Here is a 23,051-nt window from a genome sequence, read left to right as displayed (position 1 = left end):
GGCGCGCATCCGGACCTTCACGCTGGAGAGACTGAGATGACATCGATTCGAAGAAAGCTGGCATTGCTGCCGGCCGCGCTGATGCTTCAGGCGGGTCTGACGTTCGCGCAGCAGGCCTGGACCGAGGGCACGACCTATTCGGCGGGCACGACAGTCACGTACAACGGACGCGTCTATCAGGCTTTGCAGACGCATACGGCTTATCCCGGCGCGGGATGGAATCCGGCTGCGTCGCCGACGTTGTGGAAGGATGTCGGCGCGGCGGGGACGCCTGCGCCGGCTCCGGCTCCGACGCCTGTGCCGGTTCCTGCTCCGGTTCCGGTTCCGACTCCGACGCCTGTTCCGACGCCCACGCCGACGCCGACGCCGGTTCCGACACCAACGCCGACACCAACGCCAACGCCGACACCAGCACCGTCCGGCTGCTACACGGCGTGGTCCGCGAGTCAGGTTTATGCGCAGGCGAACACGCGCGTGACGTACAACGGGCGGAACTATCGAAACAAGTGGTGGACGCAGGGCGACAATCCCGCGCAATCGGGCGCGTATGGCGTGTGGGAAGACCTCGGCGCGTGCAGCGGCGCAACGCCGAGCCCGACGCCCGTTCCTACGCCTACGCCTGTTCCTGCGCCGACGCCTGTTCCTGCGCCGACGCCTGTTCCGACTCCAACGCCCACGCCGACTCCGGTGCCGGTGCCCACGCCGACGCCGACGCCCACGCCGACGCCGACGCCCGTACCTGTGCCCACTCCGGTTCCGACGCCAACGCCAGCGCCAACGCCAGCGCCAACCCCAACGCCAGCCCCAACGCCAACCCCCGCGTCCTACAAACCTCAAATCACCTACATCCCCGCGCCCGCCGATTACCCGACGCAGGCCCAGTTCAACGCGTCCGAGAAAGCGCTGATCGACCAATCCGGCGGCCAGATCGCGACGCTGCGCGACGCCCTGCGCGTGCTGCCCGACGACGAAGTCAACGCCGTCGTGCCGAAACGCGCCGCCAATCCGTCGAACGTGAAGCGCGTCGAAGCGATCATCCCCGAAGCGAAGTTCGACGCGCTCTTCCCTGTACGCAACATCGCTTATTCGTACGTGAACTTCCTGCGCGGCATCGCTAAATTCCCGGCCTACTGCGGCGACTACACGGACGGACGCGACGCCGACGCCATCTGTCGCAAGCTGCTCGCCACATCGTTCGCGCACTTCGTGCAGGAAACCGGCGCGAACTGGAATTCGCTGACGCCGGCGCAAGCGCGCTCGAACGACGCCGAGCACAACAACCCGGTACTCGCGACGATGCCGCAAAACACGCCGATTCCCTTCTGGCAGCAAGGGCTGTGGTTCCTGCGCGAATCGGGATACACGGAAGGCTCGGCGGTCGGCGCGTATCAGCAGTGCATCCCCGGCTCGCACGCGACGAACTGGATCTTCTATCCGTGCGCGAAGAATGCCTCGGGCAAGTATCTCGACTACTTCGGGCGCGGCGCGAAGCAGCTCTCGTGGAACTACAACTTCGGCCCGTTCTCGCAGGCGCTGTATGGCGACGTCAACATCCTGCTCGACAATCCCGGACGCGTCGCCGATACGTGGCTCAACTTCGCATCCGCGATCTGGTTCGCCGTGACGCCGCAAACGCCCAAGCCGCCGATGACCTGGGCCGTCGACGGAACCTGGAAACCGAACGCCGTCGATATCGGCAACAACATGAAGCCGGGCTTCGGCGCGACGGTGTTCATCATCAACGGCGGGATCGAGTGCGGCGGCGGCGGCGCGGAAAAATCGCAGGTGACGAACCGCATCAACGCGTACAAGGAGTTCACGCGCGAGCTGGGCGTGACCATTCCCGCCGACGAACCGCTCGGCTGCGCCAACATGAAAGGCTTCAACGAAGGCTCGGCCGCCGCGATCAAGGCGTATCTCGACAAGGACTATTCGTGGATCAACGGCAAGCCGGCGACGGGATGCAAGCTGGTCGACTATCAGATGCCCTTCTCGCTCATCAATCCGGGCGATTACAAGGCGTGCACGGACTACTTCTTCCGCGGCAAGGTGACATACAACGGCAAGGTCGAAGTCGACAACACGAAGTAAGCGCCGGCGCGTTCCCTCGCGGCAACATCCGCGCGAGGGAACGCGTGAAGCGTTCAGCGCCCGTCGCGATAACGCTCGGCGAGCGTCTTCACGCGCGACACATAGGTGCGCGTCTCGTTGTATGGCGGCACGCCGTTGTAGCGATCGACGGCCGCCTCGCCGCTGTTGTACGCGGCCAGCGCGAGATCGAGATTGTTGTTGAAGCGCCTGAGCAGCCACGACAGATACTGCACGCCGCCGCGAATGTTTTGCGCCGCGTCGAACGGATCGCCGACGTTGAAGCGCGTCGCCGTCGCCGGCATCAGTTGCATGAGGCCCTGCGCGCCCGCGCGGGAGATCGCGTTCGCGCGATACGCCGATTCCGCGTGAATCACCGCGCGCACGAGCGCGCTGTCGACGTTGAACGACGCGGCGGCGGCATCGATTTCGCGTCCGTAGGAACGCGTGTCGAGCGCGAGCCCCGCAACGTTGACGTCATCGCCGGGCGAGCACAGATTGCACGTCTCCATGAAACGCAACTCGATGACCGTTACGTTCGCCGCAACGCCGGCCGGTTTCCTGGACACGAAGTGGCGCACGCCGTCTGCGACATAGCTGTAGATGCGCGCCGTGGTCTGACGTCGCGTGAGCGGCGCGGCGGGCGGCGCGGCCGACGCCATCGATGCGGATGACGCTGCAGGCGGCGTCCACTGCCAGTTCATGTTCACGCGGATGCACTTTGCGTTTTCGATGCGCGTGCTGACATACGTGACCGTGTTGTCATCGGACTCGCATCGCAGCATCGACGCGGCGCGCGCGCGCTCGCCAAGCGCGAGGCATCCGATCGCCAGCAACACGGCGATCACAGGGCGGCCTTCGATCCTCAACGATGCGCTTCGCATGGCGCGATTCATCCCTCATCCGACACGGCCCGATGCCGCGCCTTGAGAAAGCATAGTTCGCTTTGCGCGAGCCGCGCGGCTGTTTCAATCGCGCCGTTGTTATTCAGATGCTTTTGTGCTTCCATGAAAGGACCGATCGTTTAGTGATACTCGGAAAGCCGCCATGAGCACGATTCCCCGCTTCGATTCGACATGGAAGAACTGGCTCGACGACAACATCCGCCGCGGCTGCACGCATCAGTCGCTGATCGACGCGATGATCGCCGCCGCGTTCCATCCGAACACCGCGCGCCTGCTGCTCGCGCGCCATCTTGCCGGCGACGCGCCTCAAGCCGACGATGAAACATCGCCCGACTATCTCTACGGCACGCCGATGCTGCCGCAGGCGCGCGTGCTGACCGCGAGCGATCGATCCGCGCCCAAGGTCTTCAGCAGCGAACAGCCGGTGATCGCGCTCGTCGCCGACGTGCTCGACGACACCGAATGCGACCGGCTGATCGAGATCGGCCGCGAGCATGTGCAGCGCTCGTCCGTCGTCGATCCGGATTCGGGCAAGGAGATCACCATCGAAGAACGCAGGAGCGAAGGCGCGTTCGTCAATGCATCGACGGATGCGCTCGTCGAAACGATCGACCGAAGGATCGCCGAACTGTTTCGCCAGCCGGTAGAGAACGGCGAGGATCTGCATATCCTTCGATACGGCATGGGCGGCGAATATCGCCCGCATTACGACTACTTCCCCGAAGAGCAGGCCGGCAGCAAACATCACATGCAGCGCGGCGGGCAGCGCATCGCGACGGTCATCCTCTATCTCAACGAAGTCGAGCAAGGCGGCGACACGACGTTTCCGGACATCGGACTCGCGATTCATCCGCGGCGCGGCAGCGCGCTCTATTTCGAATACGTCAACGAACTCGGACAAAGCGATCCAAAAACGCTGCACGCGGGCACGCCCGTCGAAAAAGGCGAGAAGTGGATCGCGACGAAGTGGATCCGGCGCGGGCGTTTTCGCGCTGAAGCATGAGACTTGCGCGACGCCTCGATGCGGGCGCCGCGCTCCCCCTCTCTCATTTGCAGGCTCCGACTTTTTCCCAGGCGCCGTCCGAGTTCGTCGCCGGATCGGCGTTGGCGCTCCACCACTTGTTGCGATAGTTCATGCCGTTGTAGCTGACCGTCGTGCCCGCGGTCGCGTAGGTCTTGCTCGCGCTCCACGGCGCGGCGCACGCGAGCAACGTCTGTCCCGAACACGCGCCCAGGTCCTGCCACGATTTGCCGCTGCCCGAATTGCGCGAGGGATCGTCGGAGTTCTCCCAGCGCGCGCTGTAGTTGCGGCCACTCACCGATACGTTTTCCTTCGCCTTGTAGATCGTGCCCGACTGCCACGCGATGGCGCATGTCGCGCCTCCTGCGCTGGGTGAGGGGGCGGGGGTTGGTGTCGGCGTTGGCGCCGGTGCGGGCGTAGGTGTTGGCGTTGGCGTTGGCGTGGGCGTGGGCGTTGGCGTTGGCGTTGGCGTTGGCGTGGGCGTTGGCGTTGGCGTGGGCGCAGGTGAAGGCGTCGGCGTAGGTGAAGGCGCGGGTGCCGGCGCGCCGGTGTAATCGACCGCGAAGTTGTAGTCCTGCGGACTGTCGACGTAGATGCGGTTCGCCGACATCGTCTTCTGCGGCACGATGTTGCCGTTGTTGTCGATCAGCCCCAGCCGCACATGCTTCGCATCCGAGTTGACCTTCTGCGCCATCGCATACACCCAGTCCGCAGCGGCCGTCGTCTGCGCCGTCACCGTATAGCCGATCGATTCCAGATCGTGCCCGTCCGCATCGAAGACCCGCAGCGTGATCTTCATGCCCGCCGGTTGATCCAGCGCGGTCGTCGGGATCGGACGCATCTCGCGCCAGGTCGTGCGCGCGCCGTTGATGACCACGTCGCTGCACGCATAGAACGCTTCGGCGCTGTCGTTGCGCTGCCAGATCGTGTAAATGATCCGCCTGCCCGTTTTGCCCGCGGGCAGCTTGCATTGCAGCTTGTAGCGCCCGTTGTCGAGCGTCGCGCTGTTGAGTTCGCAGAACGGCTTGCTGTCGAGATCGGACCATTTCAACGGCTGATTGAAATCGTAGCCGTCCGAGGTCATGTACATCTGGAAGTAGCGCGTGACGTGCGGCGCGGTCGCGTACCAGACGAATGTGTAGTTTCCGCTCAGATCGGCCGAGATCGTCGTGGCCGGCCAGTCGCTTCGGCCGAGATCCAGACCGTAGTAGTTGGTCTTGCCGCCGCTGCACAGATGCCCGTCGGGCACGAAAGCCTTGTGATCGCCATTGGGCAGTTGATTCACGCCAGCCCAGTCGTACAGAAACGACGGCCCCGCCACCGCGACCGCAGCCTTGCACGGCGCCGACGTCGGGCTTTCCGGGCCCTCGAGGTAGCACGAATAGACGCGGCTGATCGGCGTCTCGATCGTACCGTGCGCCGACACCGCACACGGCACGGCCAACGGAAGCAGCACGAACGTCAATTTCCACTTCTCAGCGAACATGACAATCCCCATTTTTGATTTGCTTCGCATATCTAATTCAAATCGTCGAACCGCGCCCGATCGCTCTTCATTCTAGAAGGCGCAATCGAGATGAGTTAGCACGAAGATGCTCCGTGCCGGCAGCCAGTGATTCGCGGCACGCATCAATCTCAATAACTCCCACGACATAACCCCAACAAGCGAAACACCGCGCCTGCCTATCTCAATTAAGAGTCGTCTCATTCAGTCTTAATCGCGTATTCCCTATGATTCATCCATGTCCTCGCGACGCCAGCGCGATTCAGCATCAGTCATCTTTTCGATCTCAGGAGTGTTCCTCATGCGTAACCTGTTCAAGAAAGCCGCCGTCATTGCCATCGTTGCAAGCGCCGCCACGCTCGGCGCCGTCGGTTCGCAGAATGCCTTCGCCGCCACGAGCAAGACCGCGACTTTCGACGTCACGCTGACGGTTCAGGACGATTGCTCGATCGCCGCCAATCCGCTGGATTTCGGCAGCACCGGCGTGCTCACGCAGAACATCGATCAGAACGCCAGCCTGTCGGTCACCTGCACCAAGGGCACGCCCTACACCGTCGCCCTCGACGCGGGCACCGCCACCGGTTCGGCCATATCGGATCGCAAGATGGGCAACGCAGCAGGCGACGCATTCGTCTCGTTCAACCTGTATCGCGATATCGCTCGCACGCAGGTCTGGGGCAACACGGCGGACACCGACACGGTCGCGGGCACCGGCGACGGCGGCGCGCAAACCATCCCGGTCTATGGCCGCGTGCCGACGCAGAACACGCCCGCGGCTGGCGCGTATTCGTCGACCATCACCGCGACGGTCGTGTTCTAAACCTCGCATCGCGCCGCAAGCATCTCGCACTCAGCGCGACGCTTGCTTGTTCGCAGATAAATCTATATCAATGGGATAGTCGGGATGACATAAGGAGACCGACGATGCCCACCTTGCTACCGCGCGTCTGCGCGGTTTTTCTCTTTCTGCAATGCTCCGCGACGCTCGCCGCTTCATTGCAAATCTCCCCGGTAACGATCCAGCTCACTGCCGCGGAGAACGGCAAAGTCATCAACCTGAGCAACGGCGGCGACGAACCGATCCACGCTCAAGTGCGCGCGTTCGTCTGGGATCAGGCCGATGAACAGGACAAGCTGACGCCGACGCGCGAGATCGTCGCGAGCCCGCCTATCGCCGAAGTGGCCGCGGGCGGACAGCAGGTCATCCGCGTGATTCGCGCGAGCATGGAGCCGTTGCAGCAGGAGCGCGCGTATCGTCTGCTCATCGATGAATTGCCGCCGGAAGGCGCGACCGCCGGTGCGAACGTTCAGTTTCGCTTTCGATATTCTGTACCACTATTTATTTCGCCAGCCGGTGAAGCGGGCAAGCCGAAGCTGCAATGGAGCATCGTCGAGAGAAACGGCAAGCCGTTTCTGCTCGTCTCGAACAGCGGGGCGATCCATGCGCAGTTGAGCGCGGTATCGCTGAAAAACGGCGGCGCGGATATTCCGATTTCCGCGGGCCTGCTCGGCTACGTCCTGCCGGGCCGCGTGCGCGCGTGGGCGCTGCCCGCCGCCGCGAGCGCCTTGCGCGGCAAGCCGGCGGACGTCGCGGCGACGGTCAACGGCTCGGCCGTCACGGAGCGGCTCGGCGAGAGCGGCGGACCTTGATCGCTTGCGCATCGCCGCGAGCATGTCCTCGTCCGCCGACACCGCCAGGAAGACGCCGGGCCGGAAAGCTCGCGTCGCGCTGACGCTCGTTCTCGTGTCGGAAGCGGCGATCGCGCAGGTCGACATCACCGGCGGCGGCTCGCCCGCCGAACTGCCGAGCCTCTCGGGCGCAGCGCGCGGGGAGCCCTTCGGCGCGTTCGCCGAAACGAATCAGCAACTCGTGCTCGAGATCGTCATCAACGGAACGAATCTCGGCGAGCCGTCGGAGTTCGAACTGCGTCACGGTCAGCTCTATGCCGAGCCGCGCACGCTCGAAGCCGCGGGCATCCGCGTGAGCGATTTGAAACCGGACGCCGATGGCTGGCTCGCGCTGTCGTCGATTCCCGGCTTGCGCGCGACGTATGCGCCCGCGCGCCAGCAGGCGATTCTCGACGTCGACGAAGCGCGCCAGACCACACGCAAGATCGGCTACACGCTGCCGGTCACGCCGAAGGCGACGTCAGGCACCGGCTTCCTGATGAACTACGACGTGAGTTACACGCGCGAATACGGCGAAGACAGCGAAAACAGCATCGGCGTGTGGAGCGAGCAGCGCCTCTTCACGCCCTTCGGCGTGTTCGACAACACCGGCACCTGGATCAACGCGGACGGCGGCTCGAACCGATACACGCGGCTCGACACGAACTGGAGCTACTCGAATCCCGCGAAACTTTTCACGATGACGGTCGGCGATTCGGTATCGGGATCGCTGCCGTGGTCGCGCTCCGTGCGCTTCGGCGGATTCCAGATCCAGCGCGACTTCACGCTGAGGCCCGACCTCATCACGTTTCCCCTGCCGATGTTCTCCGCCTCGGCCGCCGTGCCTTCCGCCGTCGATCTCTACGTCAACGGCCTGCGCCAGTACAGCGGCGAAGTCGCGCCCGGGCCGTTCCAGATCGCGCAGGCGCCGAGCCTGAACGGCGCGGGCGTCGCGCAAATCGTCGTCACCGATGCGCTCGGTCGCCGCGTCACGACGAGCGTGCCGCTCTATATCGATGCGCGGCTCTTGTCGAAGGGATTGTTCAACTATTCGTTCGAACTCGGCTTCCTGCGCGACAACTACACGGTCGAGTCTTTCGACTACGAGCGTTCGCCCATCTATAGCGGCGTGTTCAGCTATGGCGTCAGCGACTGGCTGACCTTGCAGGCGCACGCCGAAGGCGGCCAGGGACTCGTCAACGGCGGCGCGGGCGCGGTGATCGGCACCGGCGGCTTCGGCGTGTTCAGCACGGCGGCGGCCGCGAGCAAGGTCGACGGTATGACCGGTTCGCTCTACAGCCTCGGCTATCAGTACATCGGGCCGAAGTTTTCCGTCAGTCTGCAGGGCACGCAGGCGTCGAGCGGCTATCGCGATGTCGCGTCGCTTACGGGCACGTCGACGTTTCAGCATGTCTATCAGGCGACGGCGTCGGTTTCGTTCCTGCGCACGCAATCGGCGACGATGAGCTATGTCGATTCCGAGGACAGCTTTTCCGGGCACGCGCGCGTCCTCACGCTCGCGTACAACGCGCAGTTCGGGCGGCGCTGGTCGCTCTTCGCGACGGCGTACCGCGACTTCCTGCAGAAGAACGTGTGGGGCGGATCGATCGGCGTGACGGTCGCGCTCGGCGGCAACATGGCGGTCAGCACGACGCTCGCGCAATCGGGCGGCCACTCGACGGCGGACGTCACCGCGTCGCGTCCGGCCGATTTCAGCGGCGGATGGGGCTGGACGGTGCAGGCGGGCGCGGGCGCGGATTATCGGCATGGGTTCGCGGGCGCGAACTATCGGGCGAGCTTCGGGGAATTCCAGGCGACGGCGCAGCGCTTCAACGGCACGACGACGGGCACCGCCGAGATGACCGGCGCGATCGCCATCATGGACGGCGCGGTGCTGCCCGCGCGCACGATCACGGATGGCTTCGCGCTCGTCTCCACCGACGGCGTCGCGGGCGTGCCGGTGAGCCAGGAGAACCGCAAGGTCGGCGTCACGAATTCGGGCGGCCATCTGCTGGTGCCGGATCTGCAGTCGTATCAGCGCAATCAGATCGCGATCGATCCGCTCGCCTTGCCCGCCGATGCACGTATCGAAACGACGAAGCTCAACGTCGCGCCCGAACGGCGCTCGGGCGTGCTCGCGCGCTTCGGGATGTCGCGGTATCAGGGCGCGTCGGTGAGTTTCGTCGATGCGGGCGGCGCGCCGATCAAGGAAGGCGCCGCCGCGACCAACGAGAGCACGGGCGAAACGGCGATCGTCGGCTTCGACGGCCTCGCGTTCTTCAACAAGCTCGACGCCGCCAACACGGTGACGATTCGCGGACACGGCGCGAGCTGTTCCGCGCAGGTGCCGTTCGACGCCGCGTCGTCACACGAGTTGCCGCAGATCGGGCCGTTCGTCTGTCGCGGCAACGGAGGATGAATCATGCGAACGCGATCGTGGATACGAAGAGGCGCGGTCATCGTCGTCGCGATGTTTGCGCTGCTCGCGCTGCCGAAAGCGTCGCGGGCGCAGATGTGTTCGTTTTCCGTCGGCTACACGGATTTCGGCGAATACGACACGACCTATTCGGAGCCGACGGAGGTCGTCGGCGCGGTCATCATGTATTGCACCGGCTACACGACGCCGATGGTGCGCATGTGCCTGAACATCAGCACGACGTCGCCGCGCGTGCTGACCGGCCCGAACGGCGCGACGCTCGACTACAACCTATACGTCGATCCGGATCATGTGAGCGTGTGGGGCTCGATTCTCAACCCGTCGACGACGCCGTACATCATCGACCTGCCTGTGCATCCGAGCGGCAAGGTGTGGGCACAGGAGCCGTTCTACGGGCGGATTCCGCCGAATCAGCAGGTCGGATTGGGGACGTACACGCAGACGTTCACCGCCGCCGACACGTATTTCGTCTATGTGGGCTACAGCGGCACGCCGCCGAGTTGCAGCACGGCGACCGCGCCGTACAAGTCGGCGGCGTTCAACGTATCGGTCAACGTGGCGAACAACTGCAACATCTCCGCGACGCCGATGGCGTTCGGCACGCAGAGCTCTTTTCAGGAGCCGCTCGAGGCGACGAGCCGCATCACCGCGACCTGCACGTCGGGCGCGTCGTACAACATTGCGCTGAACGGAGGCACATCGGACGGCGGCGCGATCACTGGGCGCAAGCTCACACGGGTGGGTGGGACCGAGACAATCGACTATCAGCTGTACATCGACCCTTCGCATACCGTCCCGTGGGGCGACGGCACGTCCGGGACTGTGATGGGCAACGGCGTCGGTACGGGCGTCGCCTACACCTTCACCGTCTATGGGCAAGTGCCTGCGCAATCGGCCCCACGGCCCGGCCCCTATCGCGACACGATCACCGCATTCATTATTTTTTGATGCGGCTCGTGATCGCCACGGCGTGCACTCAATCCCGCACGCAATCCACGAAATACTCGATCCGTCCGTTGATCATCTCGCCGACCAGCCCGTGAATATCCGTATGGAATCCCGGGAAGCGCTCGTTGAACTCGCGCGCGAAACGCAGGTAATCCACGATCGTGCGATTGAAACGCTCGCCCGGAATCAGCAACGGAATGCCCGGCGGATACGGCGTCAAAAGAATCGACGTCACGCGTCCTTCCAGTTCGTCGATAGGCACGCGATCGATCTCGCGGTGCGCGAGCTTCGCGAACGCCTCGGACGGCTTCATCGCCGGCTCCATGCTCGACAGGTACATCTCCGTCGTCAGGCGCGCGATGTTGTTCGCGCGATAGACGCTGTGAATCTGCTCGCATAGATCGCGCAGACCGATGCGCTCGTAAGACGGATGCTGCGCGACGAACTCCGGCAGCACGCGCCACAGCGGCTGATTGTTGTCGTAGTCGTCCTTGAACTGCTGAAGCTCCGTGACCATCGAGTTCCAGCGGCCCTTCGTGATGCCGATCGTGAACATGATGAAGAACGAGTAAAGCCCCGTCTTCTCCACGATGATGCCGTGCTCCGCCAGATACTTCGTCACGATCGCGGCCGGAATGCCGGTCTCGCCGAATTCGCCGTCGACGTCGAGTCCCGGCGTGATGATCGTCGCCTTGATCGGATCGAGCATGTTGAAGCCTTCCGCGAGCGCGCCGAAACCGTGCCAGCGGTCGTTGGGCTTCAGCACCCAGTCCTCGCGATCGCCGATGCCCTCTTCCGCCAGCGCGTCCGGGCCCCAGACCTTGAAGAACCAGTCGTCGCCGTATTCGGCATCGACCTTGCGCATCGCGCGGCGGAAATCGACCGCTTCCGCAATCGACTCCTCGACGAGCGCCTCGCCGCCCGGCGCTTCCATCATCGCGGCCGCGACGTCGCACGACGCGATGATCGCGTATTGCGGCGACGTGGACGTGTGCATCAGATACGCCTCGTTGAAACGATGACGGTCGAACGTGCTGTTCTCGCTGTCCTGCACGAGAATCTGCGACGCCTGCGAAATGCCCGCGAGCAGTTTGTGCGTGGAGTGCGTCGCGAACACGAGCGCGCCCGTGCGCGGACGGCCCGCGCCGATCGCGTGCATGTCCTGATAGAACGAGTGGAACTCGGCGTGCGGCAGCCAGGCTTCGTCGAAGTGCAGCGTGTCGAGCATGTCGCCGAGCAGATCCTTGATCATCTCGACGTTGTAGATCACGCCGTCGTACGTGCTCTGCGTGATCGTCAGAATGCGCGGCTTGATCTTCGGGTTCTTCGCCAGCGCCTCGCGCGCGAACGGATTCGCCTCGATCTTCCTGCGGATATTCTCCGGCTTGAACTCGTCGCGCGGAATCGGTCCGATGATGCCGAAGTGATTGCGCGTCGGCGTGAGGAACACGGGGATCGCGCCCGTCATCGTGATCGCGTGCAGGATCGACTTGTGGCAGTTGCGATCGACCAGCACGATATCGCCCGGCGCGACGGTCGCATGCCACACGATCTTGTTCGACGTCGACGTGCCGTTGGTCACGAAGAAGAGATGATCCGCGCCGAAGATGCGCGCCGCGTTACGCTCCGACGCCGCGACCGGGCCGGTGTGATCCAGCAGCTGACCCAGTTCCTCGACCGCGTTGCAGACGTCCGCGCGCAGCATGTTTTCGCCGAAGAACTGATGGAACATCTGCCCGAGCGGATTCTTCAGGAATGCCACGCCGCCCGAGTGCCCCGGACAGTGCCACGAATACGAGCCTTCGTCCGCGTACTGCACGAGCTCCTTGAAGAACGGCGGCGCGAGCGCATCGAGATACACCTTCGCCTCGCGGATGATGTGACGCGCCACGAACTCCGGCGTGTCCTCGAACATGTGGATGAAGCCGTGCAGTTCGCGCAGGATGTCGTTCGGCAGATGGCGCGACGTGCGCGTTTCGCCGTACAGGAAGATGGGGATATCGGCGTTGCGCTTGCGCACCGCGGTGATGAACGCGCGCAAGGCGACGATGGCCGTCGCCAGTTCCGGCGTATCGCCTTCTACGACGACGTTGTCCGCGTAAGGCAGCAATTCCTCGTCGTCGATCGACAAAATGAAACACGATGCGCGGCTCGACTGCTGCGCGAACGCGGCGAGATCGCCGTAACTCGTCAGGCCGAGGACTTCGGCGCCTTCCTTTTCGATCGCTTCTGCGAGCGCCCGGATGCCGGAACCCGAAATGTTTTCGGAGCGAAAGTCTTCGTCGATGATAACGACGGGGAAGCGGAACTTCATGGGGCGAATCTCCAAATGGAAACGACCGCTGCCCGAGTCGCAATCTCGGGGCCAGCGGTCTTTCGACAAGCTTGTAACGTGCGTGGTTCGATCAGGTTTTCGGCAGCGTCACGCCGTGCTGACCTTGGTACTTCCCGCCGCGATCGGCATACGACGTCTCGCACATTTCATCGCTTTCGAAGAACAGGACTTGGGCGACGCCCTCGTTCGCGTAGATTTTGGCAGGCAAAGGTGTCGTATTCGAGAATTCGAGCGTGACGTAACCTTCCCATTCCGGCTCGAACGGCGTCACGTTTACGATGATCCCGCAGCGTGCATACGTCGACTTGCCGAGGCACACCGTGAGGCACGAACGCGGAATGCGGAAATACTCGACCGTGCGCGCGAGCGCGAAAGAATTCGGCGGAATGATGCAGACATCGCCCTTGAAGTCGACGAACGATTTCTCGTCGAAGGCTTTGGGATCGACGATGGTGGAATTGATGTTCGTGAAGATCTTGAATTCGTCGGCGACGCGAATGTCGTAGCCGTAGCTCGACGTGCCGTAGCTCACGATCTTGCGGCCGTCCTCGGCCACGCGCACCTGATCGCGCACGAACGGCTCGATCATCTTGTGCTCTTCGGCCATGCGGCGAATCCACTTATCGGATTTGATGCTCATAGGGGACGCTACTCAACGGTGAACGGCTCGGTCTCGCGACCGCCGCCTGCGGTGAAACGGGGCATGGCCGGCGGCGGTTCTCGCCGCGCGGGCCAAACGAAAGCGGGTATTTTACGCGAAGCGCGCCGCCGCGCCGGGCGCTTCGCATGCCGCCGCAGCAGCTACCGCCGGATCACGCCGCAAGCGAGCGCGGGTCCGACGTTGTGCGGCGCGCTCGCGTACGGGTCGAGCGCTTCGCGGTGCAGCATGATCGCGCGCGAAATGATCGAGCGCACGCCGTCGAGCGAGACATCTGTCGCGACGATGAAGCCCGTCGCCGCGCCGGTTGCGTCCGCGTGGATGTTGCCGAGCTCGCCTTCGAGACGCGATGACGTTCGTCTGCGATCGGAAGGCAGCGCGAACACCGGACTCGCGTCCGGCCCGTTGACCGCGATGCAGTCGCCGCGCTCGTGAACGGTCAGCGCGTGATCGCTGTTCGGCGGCATGTCGGTGAGGCTGTAGGAAACCTGCACGCCGTCCGCGCGCTCGATCAGCGTGACGGTGCCGCGCGTGGCGTTGCCGGGCGTCGGATTCAAAACGGCGTCCGCGCGCTTTTCGTGATTCTGGAAGATGAGGCCGCAACCGCTCAGCATGACGCTGCAAGCGGCCATCGCGATCGAGGCGTAAAGCGCCCTTCCGTCGAATCTGTGTCTCATGCGATCCTCTCGGCGGCCCGCCGACGCCCCGTGCGTCCGCGCTGCCGCGCATCGAAGGCGACATGATACCGCGAGCCGCATCGCACAAGGCTCGCGCCGATTCGATCGCTTATTCGAAATCAGGTGTTCTGCACGACGATGCTCGGAAACTTCGAGGTCATGTCGCGCTGGCGCTCCGCAATCGAAATGGCGACGCGGCGCGCGATGGCGCGATACGTCTCCGCGATGCGGCTGTCCGGCTGCGACACGACGGTCGGCTGGCCCGCGTCGGTGCGCTCGCGAATGGCGATATCGAGCGGCAGGGAACCGAGCACTTCGACGCCGTATTCCTTCGCCATGCGCTCGCCGCCGCCCGCGCCGAAGATGTGCTCTTCGTGACCGCAGTTCGAGCAGATATGCGTGCTCATGTTCTCGACGATGCCGAGAATCGGAATCCCGACCTTCTCGAACATCTTCAAGCCCTTCTTCGCGTCGAGCAGCGCGATGTCCTGCGGCGTCGTGACGATCACCGCGCCCGTCACCGGCACTTTCTGCGATAGCGTGAGCTGGATGTCGCCGGTGCCCGGCGGCATGTCGACCACGAGGTAATCGAGATCCTTCCAGTTCGTCTGACGCAGCAATTGTTCGAGCGCGGACGTGACCATCGGGCCGCGCCAGACCATCGGATTGTCCTGCTCGATCAGAAAGCCAATGGAGTTCGCCTGAATGCCGTGGCCTTCGAGCGGATTCATCGTCTGATTGTCAGGCGATTCCGGACGGCCGGTGATGCCGAGCATCATCGGCAGCGAGGGACCGTAGATGTCCGCGTCCAGCATGCCGACCGACGCGCCTTCGGCCGCGAGCGCGAGCGCGAGATTCGTCGCCGTCGTGCTCTTGCCGACGCCGCCCTTGCCGGACGCCACCGCGATGATGTTCTTGACGTTCGGCAGCAGCTTCACGCCGCGCTGCACGGCATGCGCGACGACCTGCGACGAAACATCCACGGTCACGTTCGCGACGCCCGCGATCTGACGCAGCGCGCCTTCCACCATTTCGCGGATCGCACCGAACTGCGATTTCGCCGGATAGCCGAGCACGACACTCACCACGACGTTCGCGCCGTCGACGGATACGTTGCGAATGCTTTTCAGATCAACCAGCTTGCGGTTGGTGTTCGGATCGGTCAGTGTGGCGAGTGCGGCGTCGATCTTCGCGCGGTCAATACTCATCGAGACTCCATGGAACGATTGTTGCTGGCGCCCAGCGGCGCACGGAACACTCTGAGGAAATTGAAAGTAATTGTTAGCGCCGTTGCGTTGTAACGCTTACGCATTGCACTATCCCGCTGCAAATCTTTCCGGGGACGCATCCCACCGGGCAGTCGGGCGCTTTTCTCATTATTGTAGAGGCTCGCCCGGAGGCTCGTCCGAAGACCCTTTCGCACTGTCGGCGCATGCGCCGAACGCTTGTTGAATCAAAGGAGATCGTAGATGAATACTAAGTTGATGACCCGCCTGTCCGTCGTTGCCCTGGTGGGCGCGCTTCTCGCCGGCTGTCAAACGCAGCAGGGCACCAACACCGCAGTCGGCACCGGCGCGGGCGCCGCGACCGGCGCGGCGATCGGCGCGATCTTCGGCGGCGGCAAGGGCGCGGCGATCGGCGCGGCAGCCGGCGCGGCGACGGGCGGTATCGTCGGCTACAACTGGCAGTCGATCAAGAACAAGATCTCGGGTGACTCGAAGGGCACGGGCACGCAAGTGACCGAGCAGCAGGACGGCTCGCTGAAGGTGAACATTCCGAACTCGATTTCGTTCGACACGAACAGCTACGCGATCAAGCCGTCGTTCGATCCGGTGCTGAACTCCGTCACGCAGACGATGCAGCAGCATCCGGAGCTGATCGCGAGCGTGGTCGGCCATACGGATAACACGGGTCAGGCGGCTTACAATCAGACGCTGTCGCAGAATCGCGCGCAGAGCGTCGCGTCGTACATTTCGACGCACGGCGTCGCGGCGCAGCGTCTCGCGGCATCGGGCATGGGCCAGACTCAGCCGATCGCGGACAACTCGACGGAAGCCGGCCGCGCGCAGAATCGTCGCGTGGAGATCTATCTGCGTGCGACCGCGCAGCCCGGACAAGTGCAGTAAGCGTCTGATTATAAAGGAGAATATGCCGCCGCGAGGGCGGTGGCACGAGCGGCAATTAGTCGTCTGAAAAAAATTTGAAACTTGGACGCGGTGCTGCTGTCTGTCCTTACGGTAGGCGGATGGCGATGCCATCACCTGCCATTCTCCTCTTGTCGTTGTTGCTCCGGGGCCCGATTGGACCCCGGTTTTTTTTTGGGCGCTCGAAACGCACTCCGCCCTATCCACCGCCGACTCCGCCCGCCTCTCCCCGCCCTGCTAAAATCGAACTCCGCGTTTTTTCACAACCTCAAGCACTCCCACCGGGCCGCGCCTTTATGTCAGCACCGATTTCAGCCACTGCCACCGCCGCGCCTGCCGCTCAAGCCTTTGAAGGCGGCCGCCGCCAGATCCTCGTCACGTCCGCGTTGCCGTACGCGAACGGTCAGATTCATATCGGCCATATGGTCGAATACATTCAGACGGACATCTGGGTTCGGACGCTGCGAATGCATGGCCACGAGGTCTACTACGTCGGCGCGGACGACACCCACGGCACGCCGATCATGCTGCGCGCCGAGAAGGAAGGCATCACGCCGAAAGCGTTGATCGAGCGCGTGTGGAAAGAGCACAAGCGCGACTTCGACAGCTTCGGCATCTCGTTCGACAACTACTACTCGACCGATGCCGAGGAAAACCGCGAACTGTGCAACACGATCTACGGCGCGCTGCAGCAGGCGGGCCTGATCGAGGCGCGCGACATCGAACAAGCCTACGATCCGGTCAAGGAAATGTTCCTGCCGGACCGTTTCATCAAGGGCCAATGCCCGAAATGCGGCGCGAAGGACCAATACGGCGACAACTGCGAAGTCTGCGGCTCGACCTATCAGCCGACCGAACTGATCAATCCGTATTCGGTCGTGTCGGGCGCGACGCCGATCCGCAAGACGTCGACGCATTATTTCTTCAAGCTGTCCGATCCGCGCTGTGAGGAATTCCTGCGCGGCTGGGTCAGCGGTCTCGCTCAGCCCGAAGCCACCAACAAGATGCGCGAATGGCTCGGCGACAAGGGCGAAGCCAAACTCGCCGACTGGGACATTTCGCGCGACGCGCCCTACTTCGGCTTCGAAATTCCCGGCGCGCCGGGCAAGTATTTCTACGTCTGGGTCGATGCGCCCGTCGGCTATTACGCGAGCTTCAAGAATCTCGCGGACCGCATCGGCGTGAATTTCGGCGAATGGGTGAAGCCCGGCTCGAAGGCCGAGCAATATCACTTCATTGGCAAGGACATTCTGTACTTCCACACGCTGTTCTGGCCGGCGATGCTCGAATTCTCCGGCCATCGCACGCCGACGAACGTGTTCGCGCACGGCTTCCTGACCGTCGACGGCGCGAAGATGTCGAAGTCGCGCGGCACGTTCATCACCGCGCAGAGCGTCATCGACACGGGGCTGAATCCCGAGTGGCTGCGCTACTACTTCGCGGCGAAGCTGAACAGCACGATGGAAGACATCGACCTGAATCTCGAAGACTTCCAGGCGCGCGTGAACAGCGATCTCGTCGGCAAGTACGTGAACATCGCGAGCCGCGCGGCGGGCTTTCTCATCAAGCGTTTCGACGGCCGCGTGCAGGACAGCGCGATGCATCATCCGCTCGTCGCGCAACTGCGTTCGGCGATTCCGCACATCGCCGGCTTCTACGAGTCGCGCGAATACGGCCGCGCGCTGCGCACGACGATGGAACTGGCCGACGCCGTCAACGCCTACGTCGACACCGCGAAGCCGTGGGAACAGGCGAAGGATCCGGCGAACGCCGTCGCGCTGCATGAAACCTGCAGCGTGAGCCTGGAAGCGTTCCGCCTGCTATCGCTCGCGTTGAAGCCGGTTTTGCCGAAGCTCATCGAAGCGGTGGAATCGTTCCTCGGCATCGCACCGCTCGTCTGGGCCGATGCCGACAAGCCGCTATCGTCGGCGAGCGCGATCAATGCGTACAAGCATCTGACGACGCGCGTCGATCCGAAGCAGATCGAGGCGTTGCTCGCCGCGAATCGCGAATCGCTCGCGCCGGCCGCGGAAGCCGCAGCCGCAACGGCGACGACAACGGCCGCTCCGGCCAAGACCGCCGCTAAGAAGCCGGACGATGCGGGCGTCATTTCCATCGACGACTTCGCGAAGGTCGATCTGCGTATCGCGAAGATCGTCGACTGCAAGGCCGTCGAAGGCTCCGACAAGCTGCTGCAACTCACGCTCGACGTCGGCGAGGACAAGACGCGCAATGTGTTTTCGGGCATCAAGTCGGCGTATCAGCCGCAGGATCTGATCGGCAAGCTGACCGTGATGGTCGTCAACCTCGCGCCGCGCAAGATGAAGTTCGGTCTGTCGGAAGGGATGGTGCTCGCGGCATCCGCCACGGACGAAAAAGCCGAACCGGGCCTCTACATTCTCGAGCCGCACAGCGGCGCGAAACCGGGCATGCGGGTGAAGTAACACGCATCGCATAACGAAAAGGGCACGCAGATCGCGTGCCCTTTTTGCTTGAAGCAGACGATGCTCAGTCCGATTCCACTTCCGTCGCCGATGCCCCGAATGGCGCGCTCACGCCCGACGCCCCCGAGGCCGCCGATGGCTGCACAGCCGACGCCCGCGATGCCGACGAAGACGAAGACCACAGCCTCGACCAGCGATTGAAGCGCCGCGTATAAGACAGATCGACGCCCTGATACGTCCCGCCGTACACCGTCACGGCCCAGAACCGCGACAGGTTCAGCGTCGCCTTGACCGCGTTGCTCGCCGATTGCAAGCCTTGCTCGTAGCCGATCACGAGCCGTTCGTTGATCGCCTTCGACAGCAGCACGACTTGCGGATCGGTCAGGCCCACTTCGCTCGATCCGACCGTGAACTCGTCCAGTCCGACCGTCTGCGCGATCTTCGCGCCGCCGCGGCTTCCGAGCAGCGCGAGCGCGCTCGTCATCGCGCTCTGCTGGCCGACGTTGTTGCCCTGATCGGTGCCGTGGCCGAACAGCAGCCACGAGAGCTTTTCGTTGTCTGGCACGCTCGGCTCGGAAATCAGCTTGGCGACCGGCGCCTGCACCGTGCCCGTCACCTGCACACCCGCCTCGACTTCCTGATTGCGCCGCATCGCGAGAATGTTGAGGCCGGGATTCGCCACCGGCCCGTTGAACGTGAAGAAACCGTTCTCGATGTTCAGCTTGCGCCCGAACGCCGTGTACGACGAACCCGGCGTCGTCACGCGCACGTTGCCGACCGCGCGCAGCGGCATGTTCGGCGCGCTCATCGCCGTAATCGTGCCCGCGAGGCCGAGGTCCGCACCCGCGCCCTTGAAGCGGAAGTGCTGACCGAGATCGATCCCGATGTTCGCGCGCGGCGTGAACGGCCCGACCGGCTTCTCGGTCTTCGCGGTGATCGACTGATTCTCGCCCTTGATCGTGCCATCGGGGCGCTCGATCACGACATCGTCGCCGAGAGACGGCGCGGACGATTCCGGCAGATCGATGAGCGCGTGATCGACGGTGAACTTGCCGTCGATCGCCATGCCGCCCTGCAAGCCCGCGTTTGCGATCGTCGCGCTGCCGGAGAGCATCAGCTCGCGATCCGGCGATGCGAACAGCTCCAGCTTGTCCGCGATGATGCTCGCGGTCAGATCGGGCTCCTGCTGATCGAGGCGCACCTTGCCGGTCGCGCGCAGCGTGCCGCTCGCGCCATGAAACTCGACGCGCTGAAAATCGACGAGATTCTCCGACAGCGCAATGCGGATGATGCCGTCCTTCAGTTGCACGCCCTGATCGACGACCGTCGCGGAAATGTTGTCGCCCGTCAGCGAGCCCGACAGATTCGGCTTCGCGACGATGCCCGCGATCACCAGCTTGAGCGCAATCCTGCCGCCGAGCAGATAGTTCGCGCCGAGCAGGCCGCCGGTCGTGCGCAATTCCGGCACGTTCGCGTTGATGGCGCCGGTCAGCGGCGCGTTGTCGTCGATGGTGAGCATGCCGTCGCGATTGACGAGTGGCGTGTGCACGTTGGCATCGATCACGCCGATGCGGCTCGCCTGGGCGTGCAGCGACGCGTTCAGGCGGTTGCCGTCGGTGAAATCCGCGCGCGCGGCGATATCGGAAATGCCGAGCGCCGACAGGCCGCGCGTACCGTCGATCGTCACGTCGCCGGCGCGGCGCTTGATCTGCGCGTAGCCCGTCGCGGTCGCGCCGAGCGTGAAGTTCCAGTCGCCGTCGAAAACGAGATCGGTGCGGATCGGCGGCTCCGCGCCCGTCAGCGTCTGGCGCACGTCGAGCAGATGCGGCACCGACAGGTTCGTCAGCGTGCCCGCTGATTGCAGGCGGCCGTTCTCCATCGCGAACGATTTCAGATTCAGCACCGCGCCTTCCGCGACGAGCCGCGTCGCGCCGAGCACGAGACGCTTCGGACCGTAGCTCACCGAAAGCGGCGATTCGAGATTCAGCGACGGCGTGCCCTTGTTCGACAGCTTCGTGATCGCGCCGTCCCAGTGCGGGCCGTCGGGCGCGTCGGTGAACTTGCCGTTCGCGCCGAGCGCGAGATTCACGGGCTGGCCGCGCACCTTGCCGGTCGCCGTCACGTCGAGCGTGTGATGCGCGCGCGTGCCGTTCAGATTCGCGTCGAGATTCGCGATGTCGATGTCTTCCGTGCTCGCATCGCGCGCCTTCAGCGTGAAGACGAGCGCGCCGTTCGCGCCGTCGCGGATATCGGCGCGGCCTTCCGCGTGACCGAGCCGATTCGCGCCGAACACGAGGCCATCGGCCTGATAGTTCGCCGCCATGTTCGGATGCGCGATCGAGCCGGTCAGATCGCCGTCCGCCTTCGCCGTGCCCGCGATGCCGAAGCCGAGCCGTTCGAGCGCGGGCGCGTCGACCTTGAAGCGCAGCCGGTCGCCGGGCGCGCCGAAGCTGCCGTTCAGATCGACGTTGTTGCCCGCCACCGACAGCGCCGCCTTGCTCGGCAACAGCCGCATGCCCGCGACCTGTATCGTGCCCTCGCCCGTCAGCGGCAGATTGTCGTACATGCTGTCGGTGAGCTTGAAGGTCGCCTTCGTCGTGAGCGTCGGCGCGAGTTGCCCCGATGCCGCCAGCGTGCCGTTCACGCGCGCTTCCACGACACGCGCCGGCGCGGCCGGCTTGTTCGACGGCTTCGCGCCTTTCTTCGCCGGCGCGGGCTTCGGCGCGATCAACTGCTGTTGCAGCAGCAGCGGATTGAACTCGACGATTTTCGCCTTCAGGTCGTAGCTCGAATTCGCGTCCTTCTTCAGCACGCCGCTCGCTTCGACGCGGCCCTTCCCGACCGCGAGCTTCACGTCGTCGAGCGTGGTCGCTTGCGGATCGAGCTTCACTTTGGCCTGCGCGCGGATCGCGGCTTTCGGATCGTTCAGGTCGGCGGCGATGCGCTGCGTGTCGCCATCCAGCTCGATGCGGATCGGTCCGGCGAAATCCGTCGGGCGCAGCGTCGGCTCGATCGCGTTCAGATCGAGCTTCGCGACCTTGAGGTCGAACTTGCCCTTGCCGCTTTTGAGCGCGCCGCCGCCCGTCACCGACGCGTTCTTCAGGAGCCGCACATCGAGATCGGTGATGCTTTGCTCGGACGCGTCGAGCCGCACGTTCGCGTGCGCGTCGATGAGCGGCAGCAGCTTCTTGTCGATGGAACCGGGCTTCGCGTTCACGATCGACACCGGCCCGGCGACGACGAACGCCTTCGGGTCCGCGCCTTCGACTGGCTTCACTTCGGCGCGCACGGCGAGGTCGGCCTCGGGCGCGCCCGGCGCGAACGCCTGCGGATTGACGTGATCGAACGTGACGAGCGCCGACTTGAGCGGCACGTCCGCGAACGGCAGCGCCTCGACGTGCGCGCGTCCGTTGAGTTTCAGGCCGCTCGCATCGACGTCGGCGATCAGGTCTTCGAGCGAGCCCGAGAGCCGCGCGCTCACGTTCACCGTTTCGTTGTTGACCTTGCCGGCATAGCCCGCATCGCCGGAAAGCGGAAACGGACGCGCGCCGCCATCGAGCTTCGCCGACGCCGTCACCGCGCCGAACGGCGTGTCGAGCCGCTCTACCGCCGCTTCGTGATGCTGGCCGTCGCTTCGGCCGTGGAAAAGCAGGCGCGAGAATTCGGTCGTCGCCGTGCCCTGATGCAGACGCAGTTTCCCGACGGAAAGATCGTTGATCGCAAGTTGAATCGGAATGCGCAGATCCTTGGGCAGTTCCGTTTTCTTGCTCGGCTCGTTCGACGGCGCAATGCGCGCATCGACCGTCCCGATGTGCAGATAATCGATCGTGAAGCGCAGCGGCTCGCGTGTGAGCGCCCAGCGGCCCGACACGCTATCCACCGCGATATCCGCGCCCTTGCCGTCCTTCCAGCGCACGTCGCGCAGTTGCAGGCCGGTCGCGATGGCGCCGCCGTCGAGCTTGCCGGTAAGTTGCCCCTTGAGCAGCTTCGTTGCCGCGTTCCATGCGTAGCGCGTGCCGCGCTCGGTCGTCAGCACGTAAAAGACCGTGCCGATGGCGATCCCGGCGATCAGCACGACGACGAGCACGAGCGCGCCGATCCACCGCGCCAAACGGCGCCAGCCGCTTTTGCGCGGCGGCGGTTTCTGCGCGCCGCCGTCGCCGCCGCCAACGTTTTCGGGCGGCGGCGCTTCGGCGTCCGCCTGCTTGTTCGGGTCCGTCAT

General features: G+C 64.2%; 15 protein-coding genes. 8 read left to right on the top strand and 7 right to left on the bottom strand.

Annotated features, from left to right (window positions below):
• The first annotated feature begins 36 nt into the window (after positions 1-36).
• A complete protein-coding gene (locus NCS03_RS03680; protein ID WP_250528774.1) occupies positions 37-2,091 on the top strand; it encodes a glycoside hydrolase family 19 protein in 2,055 nt (684 codons plus the stop codon).
• 53 nt (positions 2,092-2,144) lie between these two features.
• Here the strand turns inward: NCS03_RS03680 and NCS03_RS03675 are convergent, their stop codons facing one another.
• Positions 2,145-2,972, bottom strand: a complete 828-nt coding sequence (locus tag NCS03_RS03675) for a lytic transglycosylase domain-containing protein (RefSeq protein ID WP_250528773.1) — start codon at positions 2,970-2,972, stop codon at positions 2,145-2,147.
• Between the two features lie 163 nt (positions 2,973-3,135).
• Here NCS03_RS03675 and NCS03_RS03670 point away from each other — a divergent pair, with 163 nt between their 5' ends.
• Positions 3,136-3,996: a 2OG-Fe(II) oxygenase gene (locus tag NCS03_RS03670; protein WP_008351040.1), complete on the top strand. Its 861-nt coding sequence runs from the start codon at positions 3,136-3,138 to the stop codon at positions 3,994-3,996.
• Between the two features lie 43 nt (positions 3,997-4,039).
• Here NCS03_RS03670 and NCS03_RS03665 read toward each other — a convergent pair whose 3' ends face one another.
• The gene (locus NCS03_RS03665; RefSeq protein ID WP_250528772.1) at positions 4,040-5,500 is read right to left on the bottom strand and encodes a lytic polysaccharide monooxygenase; all 1,461 of its coding nucleotides are present in this window, start codon (positions 5,498-5,500) and stop codon (positions 4,040-4,042) included.
• Positions 5,501-5,819: 319 nt separating this feature from the next.
• On the opposite strand from NCS03_RS03665, the gene NCS03_RS03660 reads away from it, so the two are divergent.
• The 4 genes from NCS03_RS03660 to NCS03_RS03645 all read left to right on the top strand — a co-directional run bounded on the left by NCS03_RS03660 (position 5,820) and on the right by NCS03_RS03645 (position 10,571).
• The gene (locus NCS03_RS03660) at positions 5,820-6,338 is read left to right on the top strand and encodes a Csu type fimbrial protein (RefSeq protein WP_008351043.1); all 519 of its coding nucleotides are present in this window, start codon (positions 5,820-5,822) and stop codon (positions 6,336-6,338) included.
• A 104-nt stretch (positions 6,339-6,442) separates the two neighbouring features.
• Positions 6,443-7,168: a fimbrial biogenesis chaperone gene (locus tag NCS03_RS03655; protein WP_034472900.1), complete on the top strand. Its 726-nt coding sequence runs from the start codon at positions 6,443-6,445 to the stop codon at positions 7,166-7,168.
• A 22-nt stretch (positions 7,169-7,190) separates the two neighbouring features.
• Complete coding sequence (locus NCS03_RS03650; RefSeq protein ID WP_250439159.1) at positions 7,191-9,605, top strand: fimbria/pilus outer membrane usher protein; 2,415 nt, start codon at positions 7,191-7,193, stop codon at positions 9,603-9,605.
• 3 nt (positions 9,606-9,608) lie between these two features.
• Positions 9,609-10,571, top strand: coding sequence for a Csu type fimbrial protein (locus NCS03_RS03645; protein ID WP_008351048.1), 963 nt, complete (start codon positions 9,609-9,611; stop codon positions 10,569-10,571).
• A 28-nt stretch (positions 10,572-10,599) separates the two neighbouring features.
• Here NCS03_RS03645 and NCS03_RS03640 read toward each other — a convergent pair whose 3' ends face one another.
• From NCS03_RS03640 to apbC, 4 genes are all read right to left on the bottom strand, one after another.
• The gene (locus NCS03_RS03640; RefSeq protein ID WP_008351050.1) at positions 10,600-12,885 is read right to left on the bottom strand and encodes an arginine/lysine/ornithine decarboxylase; all 2,286 of its coding nucleotides are present in this window, start codon (positions 12,883-12,885) and stop codon (positions 10,600-10,602) included.
• A 91-nt stretch (positions 12,886-12,976) separates the two neighbouring features.
• The gene (gene dcd / locus NCS03_RS03635; RefSeq protein WP_008351052.1) at positions 12,977-13,546 is read right to left on the bottom strand and encodes a dCTP deaminase; all 570 of its coding nucleotides are present in this window, start codon (positions 13,544-13,546) and stop codon (positions 12,977-12,979) included.
• A 161-nt stretch (positions 13,547-13,707) separates the two neighbouring features.
• A complete protein-coding gene (locus tag NCS03_RS03630; protein ID WP_008351054.1) occupies positions 13,708-14,241 on the bottom strand; it encodes a superoxide dismutase family protein in 534 nt (177 codons plus the stop codon).
• 119 nt (positions 14,242-14,360) lie between these two features.
• Positions 14,361-15,449, bottom strand: a complete 1,089-nt coding sequence (gene apbC, locus NCS03_RS03625; protein WP_034472904.1) for an iron-sulfur cluster carrier protein ApbC — start codon at positions 15,447-15,449, stop codon at positions 14,361-14,363.
• A 261-nt stretch (positions 15,450-15,710) separates the two neighbouring features.
• Here apbC and NCS03_RS03620 point away from each other — a divergent pair, with 261 nt between their 5' ends.
• Together NCS03_RS03620 and metG are read left to right on the top strand one after the other, a co-directional pair.
• Positions 15,711-16,367, top strand: a complete 657-nt coding sequence (locus NCS03_RS03620; RefSeq protein ID WP_008351059.1) for a YiaD family glycine zipper/OmpA-like lipoprotein — start codon at positions 15,711-15,713, stop codon at positions 16,365-16,367.
• A gap of 314 nt (positions 16,368-16,681) precedes the next feature.
• On the top strand, positions 16,682-18,829 hold the full coding sequence (gene metG / locus NCS03_RS03615; RefSeq protein ID WP_008351060.1) for a methionine--tRNA ligase: 2,148 nt from the start codon (positions 16,682-16,684) through the stop codon (positions 18,827-18,829).
• Positions 18,830-18,893: 64 nt separating this feature from the next.
• Here the strand turns inward: metG and NCS03_RS03610 are convergent, their stop codons facing one another.
• The gene (locus NCS03_RS03610) at positions 18,894-23,051 is read right to left on the bottom strand and encodes a translocation/assembly module TamB domain-containing protein (protein WP_250528771.1); all 4,158 of its coding nucleotides are present in this window, start codon (positions 23,049-23,051) and stop codon (positions 18,894-18,896) included.

The sequence above is a fragment of the Caballeronia sp. ATUFL_F1_KS4A genome (assembly GCF_023630905.1).
Classification (GTDB): Bacteria; Pseudomonadota; Gammaproteobacteria; order Burkholderiales; family Burkholderiaceae; genus Caballeronia; species Caballeronia zhejiangensis.
The sequence above is the reverse complement of the archived record's forward strand: the minus strand, read 5'-3'. Positions and strand labels throughout refer to the sequence as shown.